This window comes from Variovorax sp. LjRoot175 (assembly GCF_964253805.1).
In the GTDB taxonomy this organism is placed as follows: Bacteria; Pseudomonadota; Gammaproteobacteria; order Burkholderiales; family Burkholderiaceae_C; genus Variovorax.
In genome coordinates, this window is record NZ_CAXURY020000004.1 from 60994 (window position 1) to 78554 (window position 17561).

A 17561-nucleotide genomic window follows, 5' to 3' on the forward strand; every position below is an offset into this window, starting at 1 on the left:
CTTCAACGCTTCCGACCAATGAGCGCGCATAAGCATCACGCCGCGCCGCTAGCCATCGGACAAACCACGAGCGTGTGGGTGCCGAGCGCCTCTCGGTATGTCTCGACCGGCGTGGTCCTCAAGCGCGGCGCGAAGTACATGATCACCGCGGATAAGAGCCACTGGCAGGACTGGAAGCTCGACTCTGATGCTGATGGCCGCGACAAGCCCACCTTCGCGCAGTCCGCGGTTCAATGGGCCTTGCGTTGCAAGTCAGGACGGTGGTTCCAGTTGATCGGCGCCGTCGGACGCAACAACGAGCACTGCTTCCCGGTTGGAAAGCACATTCAGTGGACCTATGAAGGACAGGGCAGCAGCTTCGATGAAGTGCTGCACCTCTTCGCCAACGATGCCTGGTTTGCGTACTGGAACAATCACGGCGAGATCAACGTCACCATCACGCGCGTCGCGTAGACGAAACACAAATTGTGCAGGGCATCGTTCGCAACGTTTGAGCATCGACTTTGCTTCCTGGAGAACGCCGTAGCGGATGTCGCCCGTCTCCACGCGCCTGGAGATCGCCGAGTGGAATTGCACGTACCAAGTCCTGGGCCGGGTGAAGCGCGCGATCTCGTCTCAGACCGGTGCCGAGCGTCGCCCGTCCCTCGCGCCGACGCAGGCCACCCGCACCTCCATCCCGGTCGGCCACACTGGTCATCCGAGACGCTCAACTGCCAGACAGAGCGATGAAGCCGGAGGTCGTGTTCTGCTCGAACCAGGCGACGTGCATTTTGTAGAACGCTGCGCCAATCTTTTCTGGCGATGCGAAGGACTGTTGATGTTCAACGACATGTGCCACGTCCTTCCAGACGTCAGGCGATGCTTTTCGTGGAGCTTCAAGATTGATGAGTTTTCCACTGTCGAGAACAGCCTCAGCTGCGCCTCCGCGTTCGAACAGGATGATCGTGGAAAGGCCCGACCAGGCGGAGAAGACAAGGAACCTTGCTGGTAACTGTTCTCCATGTGGGCCAACGATCTCGAACGAGAACTCGAGATCTCCACCATAGGAGAGAGCTTCGTATGCCGGGACGATGTCCTTCGGATGCTTCGCAATGAGGAGGTACCCTCCGCCCATCATCCACTCGCCGAAATGATCGTGGTACTCAAGGTTCAACATTACCCTGAGGCGCGTGAAGTCGTCGCTGTAGAGGTGGGAGCGCTCTTGGACCCAAAAGTCGAAGTCGGCAGCTTTGATCCCGAGTTCCTTTAGTGCAGCACCTCGCCCGTTTGGCCACATCGCCAGGACGTGTTTGATGCCGTCGACGTGAGCCGGATCGTCGTCAACGTCAACCTTCAGCGATGGGTCTGGACGCGCTCTTGGGTGCTCTACGAGCGGCGTGGCGCTCCAATCATCAGGAATTGGTGCGCCTTTGACAAAGCGCTTTTCCCGCGAATCCCACATGTCGAAGTTGTGGCGTCCCATGGACGTCTGGTGATGGATAGGCGCGCAGAACCGGTCGTGGTCGAGAAGTGCCTCGTTCGCATTTTCGAAGGACAGAGGCCTCGGCCTATAGCTGCTTTGCCGCCAATGAACGGCGAAGCGCAGGTCTTGCGAGGCGCGTTCGAAAGCGTTGATGCTCTTGATCGATGACGGTGGGATCACGCTGACGCCTTGAGCCCTGATCCAAGCAACAAACCCAAGATCGGCACGCAGGATCTGCTGCTTCGCCTCGAGAGTCATCGGCATCCCGAGCTGAACTTCCGATTGCCATGCGGCCGCGAGGAAGTGGCTGATGGCGAGAGGCGCACGGGCGTCTACGACCATCCGGAAGCACCGCTTGAACGCGGGCGCTATGACGTTGTAAACAAGTAGAGGACTCAGCCCGAGCTCATCCCTGCCAGTCTCGCGCGGATCGAAGCTAATGACGCGGTCATCTGAATTGACGCCTATCTCCTTCGTGAAAGCTACAGTCAGGAACTGGGTTTCTGCGTCGTATATCTTCGCCATCACGTCCTCCAACCAAGGCTCGCCCACCCAGCATCGTGGGCACTTTCAACGCAGATGTCGAGCCGAACGGCTACCGGCCAGGGGCGCCGACGGCGTGTCTGGCACGCCGCGGCCAGGCTCGGCTTTCCCTGCATTCTCAAATGATTCACCACCGGTCTACCAGACTTTCTGCGTATGGCTCTCCAGCCATTCGGCATGTGCCGACTCGAACTCAGATCCAACTCTTCCTGGAATATCGAAATCGAGTTGGCGATCGACGATCTTTCGTATTGACGCCCAAACTTCGGGCGGCGCGCGGTCAGGTTCCTGAAGATCGAAACGCCCTCTCTCATCGAGCAGTTTCTCCACTGGCGTCCCCCTCGCGAAAAGCACGATCGTCGTGGGTCCTCTCCACGGGGCGAACAGCAAAACCCGCGATGCAAGCCGCTCGCCTGAAGTTCCGACAACTTCAAACGCAAACCGAAGATTTCCTCCATGGGAAAGAACGTCATACGCGGAGACGGTACGCGCATGTGAGGTGGCGACGAGCAGATAGCCACCTCCCATCTCCCACACGTCATCGTCAACATAGGCGGCGTCGCTGAACTCGAGGTCAAGCATCTCCACCAGTCTCGCGAAACTTTCTGGATGGAGGTGACATCTCCCTTGGATCCACAAGTCGAAATCCTGCGCCCTGATGTTGAGGTCTTTCAGCACCACGGTTCGCCCTTTGGGCCACAAGGACAACACATCGTTGATGCCGGGAACGGAATTCCGTCGCTCGTAGCGTCGGACCTTCAGTTCAGGGTCGAGCTTGGTCCTTGGATGCTCCACGATCGCAGCTGCATTCCAGTCGTTGGCGATCGACGCTCTGGTGGAAAAACTCTTCTCGCGAGCGTCCCACGACTTGTAGTTGTACTGATACATGGACTTTCGAGCTCCGCCAACGAAGGCAGAGAACGCATCATGGTCGAGGAGCGAGGCGTTTGCCGCGTCGAGAGCAACCGGCTTAGCGGTGTAGCGATGGGAGTTCCACTGAATCGAAGCTTGCAGCTTCTGTGAAGCTCGTTCAAAAGCGTTAGCGCAGTTGATTGATGCGGCTGGAACGACCGCAATGCCTAGGGACTCGATCCAACTCACGAAGCCCAGGTCGTTGGCAAGCAACGACGCCTTCGCTTGCACGGACATCGGCATGCCCAGATTAACCTCTTTGGACCACGCGTTCTCGAGGAACTGAGAGATGGGGATAGGCCGCCGAGCATCGACAAGCATTCGGACGTATCTGCTGAATGCGGGTGCGACCACTGAGTAGATCAGTATTGGCTGCAGACCCAACTCGGCTCTGGTTGCATTGAGAGCATCGAACTGAGCAACAAGGCCTTTCTGATCGAGGCCAATATCCTTTGCAACCGCTATGGTTAGGAACTGGGTCTCAGCGTCGTGGATCTTCGCACTCATAGCTGCCTCATTGCGGCCTTGCGCCTTGGCCAGGCGTTTATGCCAGGACGATCCCCAGGTCGAGCAGGTTCTCTTCCCTCACGAAAGGCATGCGCAAACCAGACCCGACCTCGACATACCGCATGTACCGGCTCGCATCCTGCGCAATGATCAGCCCCTCATCTAACGCGTTCACTGCGATAGAAATCATGCAGTTCTTCTCGCCAAACGCTGGATCACCGAATTGAACGCCGTCCTTGTACTGCTGAACCAGTTCGTCGGGCGTGGCTCCATCCCATAGAGAAGCCAGGTACAGCTCGCGGCCTGGGAGTTGCGCGAAGATCATGGTGTAGATGCTGCCCTCGTTCTCGATGAAGTAGGCCTTCCGACAGAGCAAGAAAAATCCATCAGGATGATTCCGCTGGGCCTGCTCCGCAATAGAGCGCAGCATCTCGATGCCACCGTCTTGCGGGATGCACGGATCGTGGACAACAAGCAAGGGGAACTTGGATTTGCTTTCGAGTTCGACGAGGAGGCGATCCACACGGCGAGTGCGGCCGCGCGCCCGACGCGCAAAGGGCGCCTCATAGCGCTCGACCCTGATCTCTTCATCGATTGTCCAACCGAGGGCAGTCAGGACGATTCGCCAGTTCGCGCCCGGAGAATCACCCGGGTTCTCAGCGATCGCCTCCAGGCGGTTGCGGAGGCCCACGCGCAGGTAGTCCTTGCCGATCGGATGCCCCAGTCGAGCAAGTTCCTGCACCACCGAAATGCCTCGGTCCAGGCTTGCGCCACTGTAGGTCCGGTCGATATCCATGCCGGCGAGATTCAGACGGCAATTCGTGATCACCTCCTCAAGCTCGGCGTCCGACTCCATGTCGACGCGCGGGCGCCGCTCTTCGAAGTGATCGATCGCAGTCACAAACCAACGGGCAGCCCGATCTCCGTACTCGGCCTCCCGTCCCGCGCTGGTGAGCCATAGACAAACGTTCCCGGCGTTGGCCATTCCCTTGATCAAGCCCATCTTGGCGGCCTTCTCATAGATTTCCACAGCACCTGGCCAATCCTTCTCGCCGGTGATCAACCCGTCTCGAACGATGGGGCAGAAATTCACGTGAGCAGCAGCTTGGGTGCGCGGCTCGTCGCCGAATGCCATCGCGATCTGGTAGTACCGGGCCGCGACCTCGTAGTCGGAAACCTTCCGAGCCGACTCCATCACCTTGTTGGCTGCGTTGTATGCAAATTCATGGAAGCCGCGATCCGTTGCCTTGCGCAGCAGCCGACCGACGGCAGCCGTGAACCGGTTCGCCAGCACCGCCTTGCTATCGACGTACGCGACCATCGCGCTGAGGAGCGTGCGCTCCAGTGGCGATTTGTCCAACGCGTCGGAGGCCAGCCTTGCTGCATCGTCAAACCGGCCCTCGTCGACGGCATCAAAGACATCGAGCAGCGCTCGGGAGGCCCCGGCAGACATTTTTGGCCTGGCAACGATGATGGGGGGGGATGGGTGGAGTGCGCTTGGTCAATGCGGGGTCCTGATGATTGGAATGATGGACTTCAAAAGATAGCGCGAAGCCGCGTGGCCAGCGACTCAACTGGCGCAGGTCGAATTGCAGCTTGTGGCGACGGCAGCTGCCCCGCAGGAGCGGGTTGCGCGCACTTCTCGGCCCATGCCAGCCTTTTCTCCAGGCTGCTCCCTCGTCTGCGCCGCCATTGCGATCCTGGCGAGGCGTCATCAAGCGCGGCCCCATCTGCGTCGATCGCCACCAGATCCTCGACGCGACGGAGGACCTCAGCCTGTCTGGACAAGCGCTCGTTTTCGCTCGGGTCTAAGGACATTCGATGTGTCGCAATGGAAGGTGTTGCCGACACTCTACTATTTTCACTTTCTGAGGAACAGCAGTCCCATTGCCGCCGAAGTGGAGGCCCGGGATCTGGCGCTGGGGCAGACGGAGCAGCAGCAGGCTGGGTCGCGCCGGAGCGGACCGTCGGGCAGCGCGAACTCGCGCTCCGACGGGCGATTTCCGCGTCTCGCGCCTCCGCGCCTCCATCTCCCATGCGATCCAAATCGTGCCTTGCGCGAGCGCCACCGGGGGCGGCAGCGCCGCTTCCGTCGCTACCTTGAATGGCCCAGTCAAGTCAAGCGGGGGACATCTGGAATGGGATGTGGGAATTCGCCCGACTGGAAAACCCCGCTCCACCTGGTCGCGAGGGGCTGGCCCGTCAGGCTATCGATGACTTGTAGGGTTCCCTGGTCGAAACCAACTCGATCAATCAGCCCCAGGGAAAGTAGAAAGTCCGCCAGCTCGCTGGCCTCGATGGGACCGTCGGACAAGATGGTCCGGTAGAGCTGCCCTACCTCATTGAGCACGGCGGTGCCGCGCGTTGGCCCCGGGAAGGGGTTCTCGCTCTGCGCGCGCACGAAGGCTTCGATCTTGGGATCGACAGCGAGGCAAACAACTCCAGCAGACAGGATGCTTCTCATAGCGATTGCGGCTCAGGAAAAGTGACAGCCGAATATCCCTACCGGGGCCTGTCGCTCCGCGTGTTGGCGAGTGAGGCGCCGGATCACTGACTCGTCGGTGAGTTTTCCTCGCAGCCATCGCCCGCGTCGTCACGGAACTCGGCCCACTTCGCAAAAACCTCGACCGTACTCGTCCCACTTCCTGGTCTTCGACCCGGCGCCGACCAAGCGACGCGGGTGACGGCCCCATACGTGGGGTAGATCGTCTCGACTACTCGCAGACCTTGGTCCTTTCCCGATGTGCGGCGATACCTGCCGCCGGGATGGATCTCGGCGATCTTCATCCGGCTGCTCCTGGCAGTGTTCCAACGTCGCTGGCGGCGATGTACTCATCGATGCCTTGGGGCAGGATGCCCTCGTTGAGCTCGATCACGGCGCGAAGGAGGGATTCACGAATGGCCGATCGCGGCACGCGGTCGACGGAACGGTCGACGGCCTCTTGAATGTGCTGTAGGGCGTCCACGAACAGCCTATGCCGCCGCGTTGCTCCGGCTTTTCGAATGACAAACTCATCGATAACCGTATGGTTTCCTGTTCCCGCGCTCGGCGTACAGGGGCATTTCGACACCCGCGGTCCTTGATACAGCTGAGCGTGGACCCACTCGAAGGCATCGTCACCATACACGGCGACTTCGCCTCCCGCGGACTCGATGAGGTAGTCGGTGTGTCCAGCGAGTCCGCACGGAAGGTGCCGGGTGACGACGTGGATCCCGAAGCGGCGGGCCGCCTCAATGTGCCTCGCCAGCACTACGTCGATGCGATGTCGCGTGCTGCTGTTCGGCCTGGTGCGATCCCATCCGAGAACTGAACTGCTGGCGTCCTCAGTTTCGTTGAGTAGCTGTAGAACTTCGCTACGTGCGGCAATGAACAGATCGACAATTTTCATGGTGCTGGAGAGTACCCAAGTTCCGCTGCGACCTGATAGGCTTCGCCGCCATGGAAGCGGATGCGATGGAAAGAACATGGACAAACGAGCGGAGCTGATCGGCCTCGTCGTCACCGAGATCGACCGCATTTTCGGATCCGGCGGCTTCGACGGCGAGCCCGGGCAATATGAATGGTTGCTCTCGAACTACGGTGTGTCCGAGTTTGACGACGTCCAATGGCAGATGATTTGCGAGTGGGAGCGCGGCGAGTTTGGTGAAGGCATGGACTACACGGAAGAAGAACTCGCTGAACGTGAAGGGTTCCTCGCGGATGAACCCGCCGTCATCGCCTTCCTCGAGGAACTCTTGATTCGGTACCGCAGCGGCGCAACGTCCTTCCCTCGTCAAGGCACGACGTCATGACAAGGACTGCGAACACGTTCTTCAAGTCTTTCCGGAGTCTTAGCGCAAACTGGCATATTTGCTGTGCAGCAAATCTAATGCGATTCCTGACGCCGCGGCGGAGGGTTACAAAGAGCCCGACGTCGACCCCTTCTGGGCAGCGGTAGGAGCGCCTGCGTCCATCAGGCCGGCCGCCTTGCTCACGAGCGCGGTCTCAGCCCGGAAGTACCCCATGACGGTTGCGACGCTGTGATGGCCCGTCATGGCCATCGTCTCGCCCAGGGGCGCGTTCTGGCGGCCCGCCTCGGTCACGAAGCCCGATCGCAGCGAGTGCGCTGAGAACTCGCCCTCCACGCCGGCGAGCGCGCAGCGCTCCTTCACGATGAGCCGCACCGACTGATCGCTCAGGCCTTCGCCCATCTGCCCACCCTTGCGAATGCGTCGGAAGAGGGGGCCCGAGCTGATGCCGCTGGCCTTGAGCCAGTCATCCATGGCTTCCGCGGCCATGCCCACGATCGGCTTGGAATCCTCCGGCCGCTGTTTGCCGGCCTGGTTCGACTTCGAGTGGGAGAGCTGGTAGATGAAAGCGCCGCCGTCGGCGCGCCGCAGGTTCTCGAAGCTGGCGCCAGCGACCTCCGAGCGCCGGCGGCCGCCCGAGGACCACGCAAACAGGAGCAGGGCGCGGTCGCGCCGACCCTTCAGGGAATCGTCGCAGGTGTCCAGCACTGCCTGGAGAGGCTCCTTGGTGAGCGCGCGCTGTTTGTGGGGCAGGGCCTCACCGCCGCGCTTCGCGTAGGCACGACGAGTCTTGGCGAGCAACTCGCGCACGACCGCGTCGGCGCAGGGATTGGGCTCCTTGGCGATCTGGTGCGCCTTGGACAGCACCGAGATGCGGTGCAGCAAGGTGTTCAGCGCCAGTGCGCCGGCCTTGCCGCGGTAGCCGTTCTCCACCAGGGCGTCCTCGATCTCCTTGGGCAGCTGCGTCGTCAGGCCCGATCGTGTGGATCGCTCGGCGTGGTCGACGATGAACTGGATCACCACCGGCACGGCCACGGGCAGCTGCATCTGCTGGCCGTAGCGCGCGCCGAACCAGGCGGCCCAGTAGCGCATCGCCGCGCGGTATGAGTTCCGTGTGTTTTCCGACTCGCCTTCGCGTAGCAGATCGCTCGCGGCTTCCTCGGCCATGTCGGAGAGCTGGCCAGGATCGAGCAGCGCGTGATTTCGCTGAAGCGGCTGCAGGGCTTTGGAGGACACGTCGTTCATTGGGAGCTCGAGCATTTTTAAGCCTTTGGCGTTGTGCAGCAACAGCTTGAAATCAGTCCGATCTGAATTAGACTAACGTATGATGTCTTATGTTGACGTACTATATCATATGTGTACAATATATTACTATCGATAAGCTTCCATTATCGATAGTAAAAATGAGGAGGGCGCCGATGTTCCCCGAATTCGCGTCCGCGGTGGTATTCCTTGTGCCCAACGGCCCCCGGATGGAGTGAGTCCCCATGAGTGATCAAGTTGAGTTCGCGCCTCGCGTGCGCGGCATCCAGGAGCGCCAGGTCTGGGAAGCAGCCGACGCGCTGCTACAGGAAGGCCTGAGGCCGACCATTGACCGCGTGCGTCACAAGTTAGGTACCGGGTCGCCCAATACCGTCGCCCCGATGCTGGAGCGCTGGTTCGGCACGCTCGGCAAGCGTCTCGACGGCCGCGCACTTGTCACGCCGCCACCTGGTGAAGAGGTCTCGAAGCTGCCTCTCAACGTTCTCCAGCTTGCTGAGCAGCTGTGGGACCTTTCCCGGCGCGAGGCTGATCAAGTCCAAATCCAGAAGACCGAGGCGACCAGGCGCGAGCTTGAGCTGGAGCGAAACGCGCTCGTTCAAAGAGAAACGGAGCTGCAGCAGCGCGAGACCTTCTTCGAACAGGCCCGCGTGAAGGTCGAGGAAGCCCTCGCCGCATCCAAACTGCAGTTCGACGCAATGCAGGCGCAAATGCAATCGCAACTGCAGGAGTCCGCTCGCATGCTCAGCAATTCGCAAGCGGAGGAACGCCGCCTGCGCAAAGCGCTCGACGAAGCGGTTGCCAGCAAGGAAGCGCTACGCGAGAAGGCTGAGATGGAGCTCGGTGCCAAGCAGCGCGCCGCGGACGAAGCGGCGGAGCGCTACCTTGCACATGAGCGGCGCCTCCACTCAGAGGTCGACCGCGAGCGCATGGCCACGCGCCAGGCGAAAGCCGATCTCGAAAAAGAGCAGAAGGCGCGCGCTGTCGACGCAGAAGCTTCTCGCAGCGCCCTGGCATCGGCAAAGCAAGCCTTGCAGGAAGAGAAGACAGCTCACCGCGATGCAGCTGCCGTCTGGTCGCGCCAGCACCAGGAGGTCCAGGTCGAACTTGCGACTCTTCGAGAGCGGGCCGCCGGCGCCGAACTGCGGGCCACCGATCTCGCATCGCAGCTACAGCACCAGCTGGAACAATCCAAGCGCGAGATCGCGCAGCTCCGTGAGAGCCATGCGGCGACGGCGGCCGCGCTGCGCCAGCTTGAGGCCCGCGGAAAGGGCGAGGAAGCCCCACAACCGGTTCGTTTCAGGAAATCGTCCAAGTGAGCGCCCTCGCAGCGGCTCCTTCCGGCGGCGCCGCAAAGGCACGACACGCGCGCGTCCTCCCGAGCTTCATGCGTCCTTTCGTGGGTCGGGCGATGGAGACGCAGGTCGGCGTCGTCAAAGCACGCGAGCTTTGGGCATGGGACCGATCGGACCTGCCTGGGCCCGCTCTCGCATCGGAAATTCGCGCGATCGTCGTAAAGCGCCGGCGTCCAACCTTCGACGAACTCTGGCGCACCCCAATTCAGGTGCGCTTGCCTGAGGACTGGCGGCGCGCCCTACCGGATTCCGAGCGGCTGCGACTTGCCCGACTCGTCGAGACGGCGGATGCAGTCGCAAGCTTTCCCGCCATGACGCTCCGGGACCTAAAGGACGGGCTGGCCCTTTCCGTCGCCGATACCCTTGGGGTGCTAGCGAAGATCGAGGCCTTGTATTGGATCTCTGTACCCACGCAATCATCCACCTCCCCCGCTTCGCAAGGTCATGCTGATGTACCGGTCGGTCAGGAGTTCCTCGACCAAGTCCGTTCGTGCCTCTCTGCCACCTGGGTTGCAGAGCTGCAAAGCGATGACTTGCGGTTTCCCCACATTGAAGGCAGGCCCCTTCCGAGCTGGCTCGATCCGCAACTCGGTACCTCGCGCCTGACCAGCCTGGCACATGGTCTCTGCGAAAGGCTCATAGCAGCCCACCGGGCGACTTGGGCCGTCGAGCTCGCAGACGTCGCTCTTCATGCAATCGAGCGTGCAGATAAGCGCAGGCCTGGCTCCGAAGAGGCGAAGACCCGGTGGATCAACATCTTCTTGGCCAGGTATGGCAATGGGAACGGGCAGACGCTGCAGGAGGTCGGTGATGCCCACTCGCTCACTCGCGAAAGAGTCCGCCAGATCTGCGATGCAATCCTTTCGTCGATCACTGCACAGTCGGTCAAGATGCCTGCGCTAGAGCGCGTTCTGGCTGCCGCGGGCCGCATCATGCCGTTGTCAATGGAAGAAGCCAGCGCGCAGCTGCGACGCCTGCTCGGAGAGGGCCCCGGCCTTGGCGCTGCCATGCACTTTGCCGAAGCAGTCGGTGTCGCCAGCACGGTTCAACACGCGGAACTGAAGGCGAGAACGAACGAAGGCTACAAGCTGGTGCCGATGATCGAGTCGATTGCAGCGCCGAGCACGTGGATGACAGCCGCGCTTTCGTTCGCCCGGAAGGATTGCACATTCGTAGGATGCTCCAATTTCCTCAGGATCGCGGGCTACCTCGCACTGAATCAAGGGATTGCGCAGGATCTGGATACGCTTCGGACTTTGTTCGAAGGCGCACCTGGCTACCGCGTGCTGGACGCGGAGTCAGGATGGTTCACGCTTGCAGACAGCGAGACCAGTGCGGCCGCGACGCGCATGCGCAAGCTCATGAGCGTGGCCGGAGGAAGCGCAGAACTGGATACGGTTGCCGCCGCCCTCATGACAGACGATCGTTGGTTCTATCGCGAGGGCGGGAACGCGATGGCGGTGCCGCCGCTGCACGTCCTCTCCGAGCTCTTCGGCGGTTGGGAATGGTTGAATGCCAATGCGCACAACAAGTACGTTGCGAAGGCGCCAATCGACGCAGAGTCCGTCTTGTCCGCTACCGAACTTGGGGCCGTGAAGGTTATTGAGCGGCATGGCGGCGCGGCAACGCGGGCAGAGATCGCTTCCCACCTGATCGAAGCGCTCGGGTTCTCAAACGTCGCCGTGAGCGCCACTCTCGCGATGTCACCGGCCCTGGCGAAGCTTGAAAAGTCGATCTATTCCATCAGAGGCGTTCCAGTCCCTGCGAACGGGTTGACGCAAGCCAGAGGCAGACGGGCGAGAGAACGCGTTGGCTTAAGCGGATCCGATCGCCCGACTGACCAAAAGCTTGACGAAGCAGCCGAGCCAAGATCGACTCCCCGGATATCGTCCGAGTGAGCGGCCTCCCCCCTCCCCCACGCCAGCGAAGAGTTGCGAGATGGGTGGCGTTCGGCGGGCCGCATCGTAGACTCGCTCGATGGCCCTTCTCCATTTTTCGCAAACCGAGTTTGAGCGGGTACTCGCGGAGCACGTGCGTCCGTCGTCCCCCATCGAAAGCTTCGAGCACTTGTTCGATCGAGGTAAGCAGCTAAACCGGATCGAAGAAGCATTGACCTCACCTGGTCGCCACATCTTCATCTACGGCGACCGAGGCGCCGGCAAAACCTCCTTGGCGAAATCGGCGGCGTACAAGCACCATCCGTCTCAGGGCGAACCCGTATACACCGCGTGCGGACAGAAGACGTCGTTCTCCGCCATCGTGCGCGACATTGCGTCGCAGTTGGACCAACGCTCTTCGTACGTCGCCATCGACCGCACAATTGGCGGGGGTGTGAAGGCTGCGGCTGGAGGGATCGCCTTGGAAGGCAGCTACAGCCAGAAGGAGACCCAGCGCGACCTGGGTGGCATGGATCTGAACGCGGCCACAGCGGCGATCAAGGAGGCTGTCGACCGTCAGCCGACATCAGACCGAAAGGTCATCGTCATCGACGAGTTTGAGAACCTGCCGTCTGTCGAAGATCGACGGCTGTTTGCCGAACTGATCAAGCAGTTGAGTGACCGCGGTGTGCGTGTCTCCCTGATCATCTGCGGCATCGGCAAGAGCCTCGATGACCTGCTGCAGGGCCATGGCAGTGCCCACCGATACCTTGAGGAGGTGAACCTGCCGTCACCGCCGCTGACGTACTCCGGCAGGTGGGCCATCATCGATAGTGCCTGTCACGCCCTCGGCCTGACGATCGACGACGATTCAAGGCTGCGCATTGCTCAGGTCAGCGATGGTTTTCCCCATTACGTTCACCTGATAGCCCAGAAGTTGTTCTGGGCAGCTTTTCGACACCAAGGCGTCGTGCAGGATCTGAGGCCAGAAGACTACATGGAGGCCGTGCGCGAGGCACTGGGCAGCGTCGAGTCGCGTTTGCGAAATGCGTACGACGTGGCGACCAAGAAGGACCAGGACAGCTATCAGGAGGTGCTATGGGCCGTCGCCGATCACTTCGAACTTGAGCGCAACAACCGCCGCATCTACAACGAGTCCTACCAACGGGTGATGTCCGACCTTAGGCGGCCTCCGCTGAACTTCGACGACTTTCAGGTGCGGCTGACCAACTTAAAGAGCGCCCGCCATGGTGCCATCCTGTCGAGCAATCGGCGTGGCTGGATCCACTTCACGGAGAACTTGATCCGCGGTTATGTGCGCCTTGTCGCCGAATCGAAGGGTGTTCGACTTGCGCTTGAGCATGAGCCGGGTCCTGAACCGAAAAGGGTCACCGCGGCGGCTTCAAACCGCGGCATCGACCCTTCCTTTGAACGCCCGTCATACGGCAGGCCGCGCCCCTTCCCGGACGATCGGTAGCCCCGCCTGGTCTTGCCAAAAGCTGGATGCAGCGCGAGCGCACCACAGAGGTGACCTGGCTCGTTGGACGTCTCCCGCGCGATCCGCGATGATGTCGGACCCATCACCAAAAGGACCCGCCGTGAGGACTTGGGAATACCGCCTGGTCGTCGTCAACTTGTATGGTGAAGACGACCCGCCAATGGGGTTGCACAAGGTCTTCTACAACGACGACGGCTCGCTGCACACCCATTTCCCGCTCGTCACGGTCAGTGGAGAGGATGCAGCCGCGATCTTGGCAGAAGTGCAGAGCATGGTCGAAGCGTGCGGGAAGCCCGTGCTTGACGCCAATGATTTCCCGGAGCTGGAGCCGCTGCCGCCGCGGAGCGGGCCTATCACCTTCGCGTTGTCCACGCGACCCCGACCCAAAATTCCGCCCGAGCGCAAGACACCGGAGTTGCGCGTTGTCCCGAAGACCGGCAACGACGAAACTGAAGGAAAGTGACTCAGCGGCGATCAGGCGCGGCACGATCGGCGCCTATCGGGCGCAGCTCGAGCTTGAACAACCCTGCGCGAGAGCGCGCCGCCGGCGCGGAGCAGCGGGTGACCGATCTAGCCTCGCAACTGCAGCGCCAGCAGGATCAGGCTGATCGAGTGATTGCGCAGCTCAGAGAGAGCCAAGCTGCGAGGGCGGCCACGCGCGCAAGGAAATCGTCCAAGTGAGCGCGGCCTCCTCGGATTGGGTTTCGATGCCTCGTCACGCGCGATTCCTGGCGTTCCATCGCCGGATTAGTGAGTCGGGCGCGGTCAGTGTGCGTCGGCCACGGCGCGGGCCTGTGCCAGCCGATCGCGGATCTTTGCGATCTCGCGTTCGCACTCTGCGTTGATCGCCTTGTCGCGTTGAGCTTTCGCTTTAGCTTTGTCGCCGTGCCTCAGGCTGCGCAGGCAGATGTATCCGACGATGCTCCCGAAGAAGCAGCCGATCCAAAGCACCCACACCAAGTAAATAAGCAGGCCGTCATGGCGCCCCGCTGAAGCCATGGCGATCATCACAAAAAAGAAAATCGCGAATCCCGAGACCATCGCGATGACAGCATTCGAAAGCCTCGTTCGATCGCGCACGCGAACAGGCGCGGCCAGGTCCCGCACGCGCTTCGACTCAAGTTCGAGAATCTCGCGTTCCAAGCGCGGGATGGCCAATTCGGCCGCCGTTTTATCGGTGCCGCGCTGGACTCGCGAGATCGCGTCGCCCAGCTTCTTGAGTAGGACGATGCCGCCGCGCCGAACAACTTCTTGCGGCGTCCGGCAATAGCCGCACGTGAAGTGATCGACCTCCGGATCCACTTCCAGGTTTGCGCCGCATCCTGCACAGCGCAAAGCCATCACGCCATGGTGCTGGATTTCGACGGGGGGCGCGTCCTTGATGCGTTGTTCGTCCATTTCGATCCGTCTCCTGGTTGAAGAATCTCCTACTTCGCGGTTGCAAGGTGGATCGAGTACCGCATGCCGCCCAGGAAGATGCGCGGCTCGCCTCATCATCGCAGTGGACTTGCCGTGCGGAATACCCCCATCGTCTGGCCGCGTGACATTTGCCACGCGCTGGGCGACTGAATGCCCTGAAATCGGGCCCCTCCGCGCCTTCCCTCAAGAAAAGGAGCAGAAGGCACGCGCCGCGGATCTAGAAGCCCATTGTCTAGGCATGCCCCGTCCTGCTCCGCCCCCCCGCACAGAATCGATCGGTGTTTTGGGCGCACGCCTTCCCGACTCTGCGTTGATGGAACTAGGTCGGCCCCCGCTCAAGCGGTGCCGCGACACCGCGGGTAGTTCGAGCAGCCCCAAAATGAAACTCCTGCATTCGTCCCGCGCTTCGCCGTCCGGCGAACCATCTCCGACGCGCACTTTGGGCAGCTTGGACCTGCATCGGACGTGCCGTTATCCAGTGCGGCCACTGGGCTCAGCTCAGGCGACCGAATCGGAGCTGGATCGCGCCTGGGTTGCGCGTCAGGGCGGCCGGCGGCGACGCGCGCCTGCCTGATCATCTGAAAGAGCGCCTCACCTTCGATGAGCTCAATATGGAACCCTTTGGCGAACACCCTCGCCTCAGCGGTGAACCGTCCTGATGTGACCACGAAGCCGCCGTCGGCCCTCTCCGCGGTCATCACGCCGAAGTGCTCTCGAATGACCCCGACGCCGACCTTGTAGGAGCGCCACTGTTTGCATTGCACCAGGAACTTCTTGCCGCTCTTGCGCAGCACCAGGTCAATGCCGCCGTCGGCCCCGCGGCCACCCGACTCCTCAATTCGGTATCCCTTGAGACGGAACGCCTCGCCCACCAGCATCTCGAACTCGCGCCAGGTCATCGCCTCGAGAACATCGGCGCCGGTGCCGGCCGCCACCTGGTCGGCCAGGCCCTTCCGTTGCCATCGCCGCAGAGCCGAAAGCGCCGCGCCGGCCAGGCAGAGGCCCGGGACCAAGTACTGGCCAGCGGTGGCCAACCCCTTCATCACGGCCGCGCTGGCCATCGCTCGCGGATCCGCGCCAATTGGCGCGACCGCGTACCTGTGCAGGAGCCAGTAGGTAACGACAGCCAGCACGGCGCCAACCCACCAGGGCAGCATCGCGAGCACATCGACCACGTCCTCGGCGCCGCCTGACCTCTTTCGTCCCACATGAGTCCTTTCGCGCGCCCTGGCGGCGCGGCTTGCATCATCGCAGTGGCGCGCATTGCGAGGTGTCGTCTACCCAACGGTGGCGTGACATTTGCCACTCAGCGCGCCCCTTTTAGGCCTCTTCCCGCCTACCGTCACGTTCGATCCGCCTAAGGCGTCCGACGACCTCCCCGACCTTGAGCGTCGGAAGCTCGATCGTGGGCACGTCGGCAGCCGACAGTGGACGGACCACCCGGAAGGTCCAGACGAGCGCCTCGGTGTTACCTTCCGTTTCCTAGCCGTACGCGCGGCCCTCGTCGTCGACCAGGATCACTATGTCCTGGATCTCGAGCGTCGTCTCGTCGGCGAGATCCACGTAAGGCTTGAGCAGCGCTTCCGGGCTCGCATCGAGCAGCTTGCTTACGACCCGTTGGCCGTTGCAAAAGCTGGTGTCGGCGGCTTCCAGCGCCCGAAACAGAGTGGTCTTAAAACTCATGAGGCATTGTCTCTCGCCACCCGAGTGGGGCCACCGTCAATACGGTAGGCGTTGCGACCGATCTCACCTACCATGCAATCCTCTTCTTCAATGAGCGGGCGGGCATGAGGCGTACATTCCCGAATCTGTTTCGGTCTGGCGACGATCCGCTCGTGCACGAGGGCGGACCCATCGTGTTTGGAGTCTTGGGCTTTGCCGCCCTCGCCTACTTCAGCATCACCTTTCAGTTCACCGCGATTGGCGTCTTCTGTATCCCGATACTCATCGCTCAAATGGCCTGGACGAACCTGCTCTACAGTCGCGTTCGAGCCTTCTCGTCAGGCTGGCCACGGCTCCGTACCCTTCTCGCGGCCGAATACAGTTTGACGGGCGTTCTCTTTTCTCTGTACGGCTTACTCCAGGGTCGGCCGTGATTCCTGAAAATTTTGCAGGATCGTACTTAACTTTTTGAGTTTAAAGAGATTTTCATTTCCACCGTCACCTTTCCATACCCTGCGTCAAGCTCCACGCAGATTCGACGTGGCAGTGGCGTAGGTCGGCCGTTTGGTGGATTTCGCTCAGCATCTCGTGCATCGTCTTGTCGAGATCCTCGTCGACCTCAAACCTCAAACCTCAAACAGCGTATCTATGTTTTCCCACTGCGTGAGTACCCGTCCTGCTGCAGCACAAAAAAAGTCCGGGGCACGGTTGTTGGAGAAAAGAACCACGCCGTATGGCCCGAAGAGCAACGAGACAGACCGCCAACCTTGACGTTGCAACTCTGCGGTGTCCGCGATAGGAGAGTTGGCCACGAGAAAGGCGTCGGGCAAGTCGACATACACCAACGCGTCGAGGTCCTTGCAGTTGGCACCGTACTTTGCCGCCTTGTCAGCGAGAGCCGTAGCGACCTCGGGTACAAGATCCTTCAAGCTCGTCGGGACCGATGGCGAATACGGTTCGACGAGTCTGCGGGGGACTGTGCCTCGGCGTATCGCGTTTCGCGGTCCTTCCAGTCGTCGCCCCGCTTACGATCTCGGAGTAAGTCCCGTACCTGAAACCGGGCGTCACGAAACTCGACGTCTACGGGTTCGACAGTCGGGGCGTGAAGTTCGCTATCAATGAACGAAACGCCGATCGCACGGAGGAATGCGCGACAAACCGTGCGTTCCCGCTCTGGCTTCATCTTATTGCCGAGGAACGTCCTCGTATCCGCAACATGAACCCTCCGCTTTTCCAGGTACTCGCGATCAGTCATGGTGAGATCGATCCTACGCGCA

At 61.3% G+C, this 17561-nt stretch carries 18 protein-coding genes; 7 read left to right on the plus strand and 11 right to left on the minus strand.

What is annotated here, in order from left to right; translation table 11 throughout:
- Window positions 1-18: 18 nt before the first annotated feature.
- A complete protein-coding gene (locus ACSQ89_RS41235) occupies window positions 19-453 on the plus strand; it encodes a hypothetical protein (protein WP_436297923.1) in 435 nt (144 codons plus the stop codon).
- Window positions 454-706: 253 nt separating this feature from the next.
- On the opposite strand, the gene ACSQ89_RS41240 is transcribed toward ACSQ89_RS41235, so the two are convergent.
- The 5 genes from ACSQ89_RS41240 to ACSQ89_RS41260 all read right to left on the minus strand — a co-directional run bounded on the left by ACSQ89_RS41240 (window position 707) and on the right by ACSQ89_RS41260 (window position 6813).
- Window positions 707-1987 carry a hypothetical protein gene (locus tag ACSQ89_RS41240; protein WP_436297924.1) on the minus strand — a complete coding sequence of 427 codons (1281 nt, stop codon included), beginning with the start codon at window positions 1985-1987 and terminating at the stop codon, window positions 707-709.
- Window positions 1988-2143: 156 nt separating this feature from the next.
- A complete protein-coding gene (locus tag ACSQ89_RS41245; RefSeq protein ID WP_436297925.1) occupies window positions 2144-3424 on the minus strand; it encodes a hypothetical protein in 1281 nt (426 codons plus the stop codon).
- A 37-nt stretch (window positions 3425-3461) separates the two neighbouring features.
- On the minus strand, window positions 3462-4877 hold the full coding sequence (locus tag ACSQ89_RS41250) for a hypothetical protein (RefSeq protein ID WP_436297926.1): 1416 nt from the start codon (window positions 4875-4877) through the stop codon (window positions 3462-3464).
- A gap of 660 nt (window positions 4878-5537) precedes the next feature.
- Entirely contained in the window at window positions 5538-5888 is a 351-nt protein-coding gene (locus tag ACSQ89_RS41255) for a hypothetical protein (protein WP_436297927.1), read from the minus strand.
- 319 nt (window positions 5889-6207) lie between these two features.
- A complete protein-coding gene (locus tag ACSQ89_RS41260) occupies window positions 6208-6813 on the minus strand; it encodes a hypothetical protein (protein ID WP_436297928.1) in 606 nt (201 codons plus the stop codon).
- Between the two features lie 76 nt (window positions 6814-6889).
- Between ACSQ89_RS41260 and ACSQ89_RS41265 the strand changes: the two genes are divergently transcribed.
- The gene (locus ACSQ89_RS41265) at window positions 6890-7216 is read left to right on the plus strand and encodes a hypothetical protein (protein ID WP_436297929.1); all 327 of its coding nucleotides are present in this window, start codon (window positions 6890-6892) and stop codon (window positions 7214-7216) included.
- A 105-nt stretch (window positions 7217-7321) separates the two neighbouring features.
- Here ACSQ89_RS41265 and ACSQ89_RS41270 read toward each other — a convergent pair whose 3' ends face one another.
- Window positions 7322-8380, minus strand: a complete 1059-nt coding sequence (locus ACSQ89_RS41270) for a site-specific integrase (protein ID WP_436298232.1) — start codon at window positions 8378-8380, stop codon at window positions 7322-7324.
- Window positions 8381-8700: 320 nt separating this feature from the next.
- Here ACSQ89_RS41270 and ACSQ89_RS41275 point away from each other — a divergent pair, with 320 nt between their 5' ends.
- From ACSQ89_RS41275 to ACSQ89_RS41290, 4 genes are all read left to right on the plus strand, one after another.
- On the plus strand, window positions 8701-9792 hold the full coding sequence (locus ACSQ89_RS41275; protein WP_436297930.1) for a DNA-binding protein: 1092 nt from the start codon (window positions 8701-8703) through the stop codon (window positions 9790-9792).
- A gap of 92 nt (window positions 9793-9884) precedes the next feature.
- Complete coding sequence (locus ACSQ89_RS41280) at window positions 9885-11726, plus strand: sigma factor-like helix-turn-helix DNA-binding protein (protein ID WP_436297931.1); 1842 nt, start codon at window positions 9885-9887, stop codon at window positions 11724-11726.
- A gap of 79 nt (window positions 11727-11805) precedes the next feature.
- Window positions 11806-13182, plus strand: coding sequence for an AAA family ATPase (locus tag ACSQ89_RS41285; protein ID WP_436297932.1), 1377 nt, complete (start codon window positions 11806-11808; stop codon window positions 13180-13182).
- Window positions 13183-13303: 121 nt separating this feature from the next.
- Entirely contained in the window at window positions 13304-13666 is a 363-nt protein-coding gene (locus tag ACSQ89_RS41290; RefSeq protein ID WP_436297933.1) for a hypothetical protein, read from the plus strand.
- 302 nt (window positions 13667-13968) lie between these two features.
- Here ACSQ89_RS41290 and ACSQ89_RS41295 read toward each other — a convergent pair whose 3' ends face one another.
- The 3 genes from ACSQ89_RS41295 to ACSQ89_RS41305 all read right to left on the minus strand — a co-directional run bounded on the left by ACSQ89_RS41295 (window position 13969) and on the right by ACSQ89_RS41305 (window position 16305).
- On the minus strand, window positions 13969-14601 hold the full coding sequence (locus ACSQ89_RS41295; RefSeq protein ID WP_436297934.1) for a hypothetical protein: 633 nt from the start codon (window positions 14599-14601) through the stop codon (window positions 13969-13971).
- 356 nt (window positions 14602-14957) lie between these two features.
- Window positions 14958-15830 (minus strand): restriction endonuclease, encoded by an 873-nt coding sequence (locus ACSQ89_RS41300; RefSeq protein ID WP_436297935.1) that lies wholly within the window; start codon window positions 15828-15830, stop codon window positions 14958-14960.
- Between the two features lie 274 nt (window positions 15831-16104).
- Window positions 16105-16305 (minus strand): hypothetical protein, encoded by a 201-nt coding sequence (locus ACSQ89_RS41305; protein ID WP_436297936.1) that lies wholly within the window; start codon window positions 16303-16305, stop codon window positions 16105-16107.
- Between the two features lie 104 nt (window positions 16306-16409).
- Between ACSQ89_RS41305 and ACSQ89_RS41310 the strand changes: the two genes are divergently transcribed.
- A complete protein-coding gene (locus ACSQ89_RS41310; RefSeq protein ID WP_436297937.1) occupies window positions 16410-16718 on the plus strand; it encodes a hypothetical protein in 309 nt (102 codons plus the stop codon).
- A 192-nt stretch (window positions 16719-16910) separates the two neighbouring features.
- Here the strand turns inward: ACSQ89_RS41310 and ACSQ89_RS41315 are convergent, their stop codons facing one another.
- Both ACSQ89_RS41315 and ACSQ89_RS41320 read right to left on the minus strand, forming a co-directional pair.
- Window positions 16911-17213: a DUF1780 domain-containing protein gene (locus ACSQ89_RS41315; RefSeq protein ID WP_436297938.1), complete on the minus strand. Its 303-nt coding sequence runs from the start codon at window positions 17211-17213 to the stop codon at window positions 16911-16913.
- Window positions 17210-17539: a DUF1780 domain-containing protein gene (locus ACSQ89_RS41320; RefSeq protein ID WP_436297939.1), complete on the minus strand. Its 330-nt coding sequence runs from the start codon at window positions 17537-17539 to the stop codon at window positions 17210-17212. The genes ACSQ89_RS41315 and ACSQ89_RS41320 overlap by 4 nt, the downstream gene beginning before the upstream one ends.
- Window positions 17540-17561 lie beyond the last annotated feature (22 nt).

Bases quoted from the DNA above. Each gene is read 5' to 3' on its own strand.
- ACSQ89_RS41295 (WP_436297934.1), bottom strand. From the start codon at position 14,601: ATGGACGAACAACGCATCAAGGACGCGCCCCCCGTCGAAATCCAGCAC.
- ACSQ89_RS41305 (WP_436297936.1), bottom strand. From the start codon at position 16,305: ATGAGTTTTAAGACCACTCTGTTTCGGGCGCTGGAAGCCGCCGACACC.
- ACSQ89_RS41270 (WP_436298232.1), bottom strand. From the start codon at position 8,380: ATGGCCGAGGAAGCCGCGAGCGATCTGCTACGCGAAGGCGAGTCGGAA.
- ACSQ89_RS41240 (WP_436297924.1), bottom strand. From the start codon at position 1,987: ATGGCGAAGATATACGACGCAGAAACCCAGTTCCTGACTGTAGCTTTC.
- ACSQ89_RS41280 (WP_436297931.1), top strand. From the start codon at position 9,885: ATGGAGACGCAGGTCGGCGTCGTCAAAGCACGCGAGCTTTGGGCATGG.
- ACSQ89_RS41265 (WP_436297929.1), top strand. From the start codon at position 6,890: ATGGACAAACGAGCGGAGCTGATCGGCCTCGTCGTCACCGAGATCGAC.
- ACSQ89_RS41285 (WP_436297932.1), top strand. From the start codon at position 11,806: ATGGCCCTTCTCCATTTTTCGCAAACCGAGTTTGAGCGGGTACTCGCG.
- ACSQ89_RS41320 (WP_436297939.1), bottom strand. From the start codon at position 17,539: ATGACTGATCGCGAGTACCTGGAAAAGCGGAGGGTTCATGTTGCGGAT.
- ACSQ89_RS41235 (WP_436297923.1), top strand. From the start codon at position 19: ATGAGCGCGCATAAGCATCACGCCGCGCCGCTAGCCATCGGACAAACC.
- ACSQ89_RS41260 (WP_436297928.1), bottom strand. From the start codon at position 6,813: ATGAAAATTGTCGATCTGTTCATTGCCGCACGTAGCGAAGTTCTACAG.
- ACSQ89_RS41255 (WP_436297927.1), bottom strand. From the start codon at position 5,888: ATGAGAAGCATCCTGTCTGCTGGAGTTGTTTGCCTCGCTGTCGATCCC.
- ACSQ89_RS41245 (WP_436297925.1), bottom strand. From the start codon at position 3,424: ATGAGTGCGAAGATCCACGACGCTGAGACCCAGTTCCTAACCATAGCG.
- ACSQ89_RS41310 (WP_436297937.1), top strand. From the start codon at position 16,410: ATGAGGCGTACATTCCCGAATCTGTTTCGGTCTGGCGACGATCCGCTC.
- ACSQ89_RS41275 (WP_436297930.1), top strand. From the start codon at position 8,701: ATGAGTGATCAAGTTGAGTTCGCGCCTCGCGTGCGCGGCATCCAGGAG.
- ACSQ89_RS41250 (WP_436297926.1), bottom strand. From the start codon at position 4,877: ATGTCTGCCGGGGCCTCCCGAGCGCTGCTCGATGTCTTTGATGCCGTC.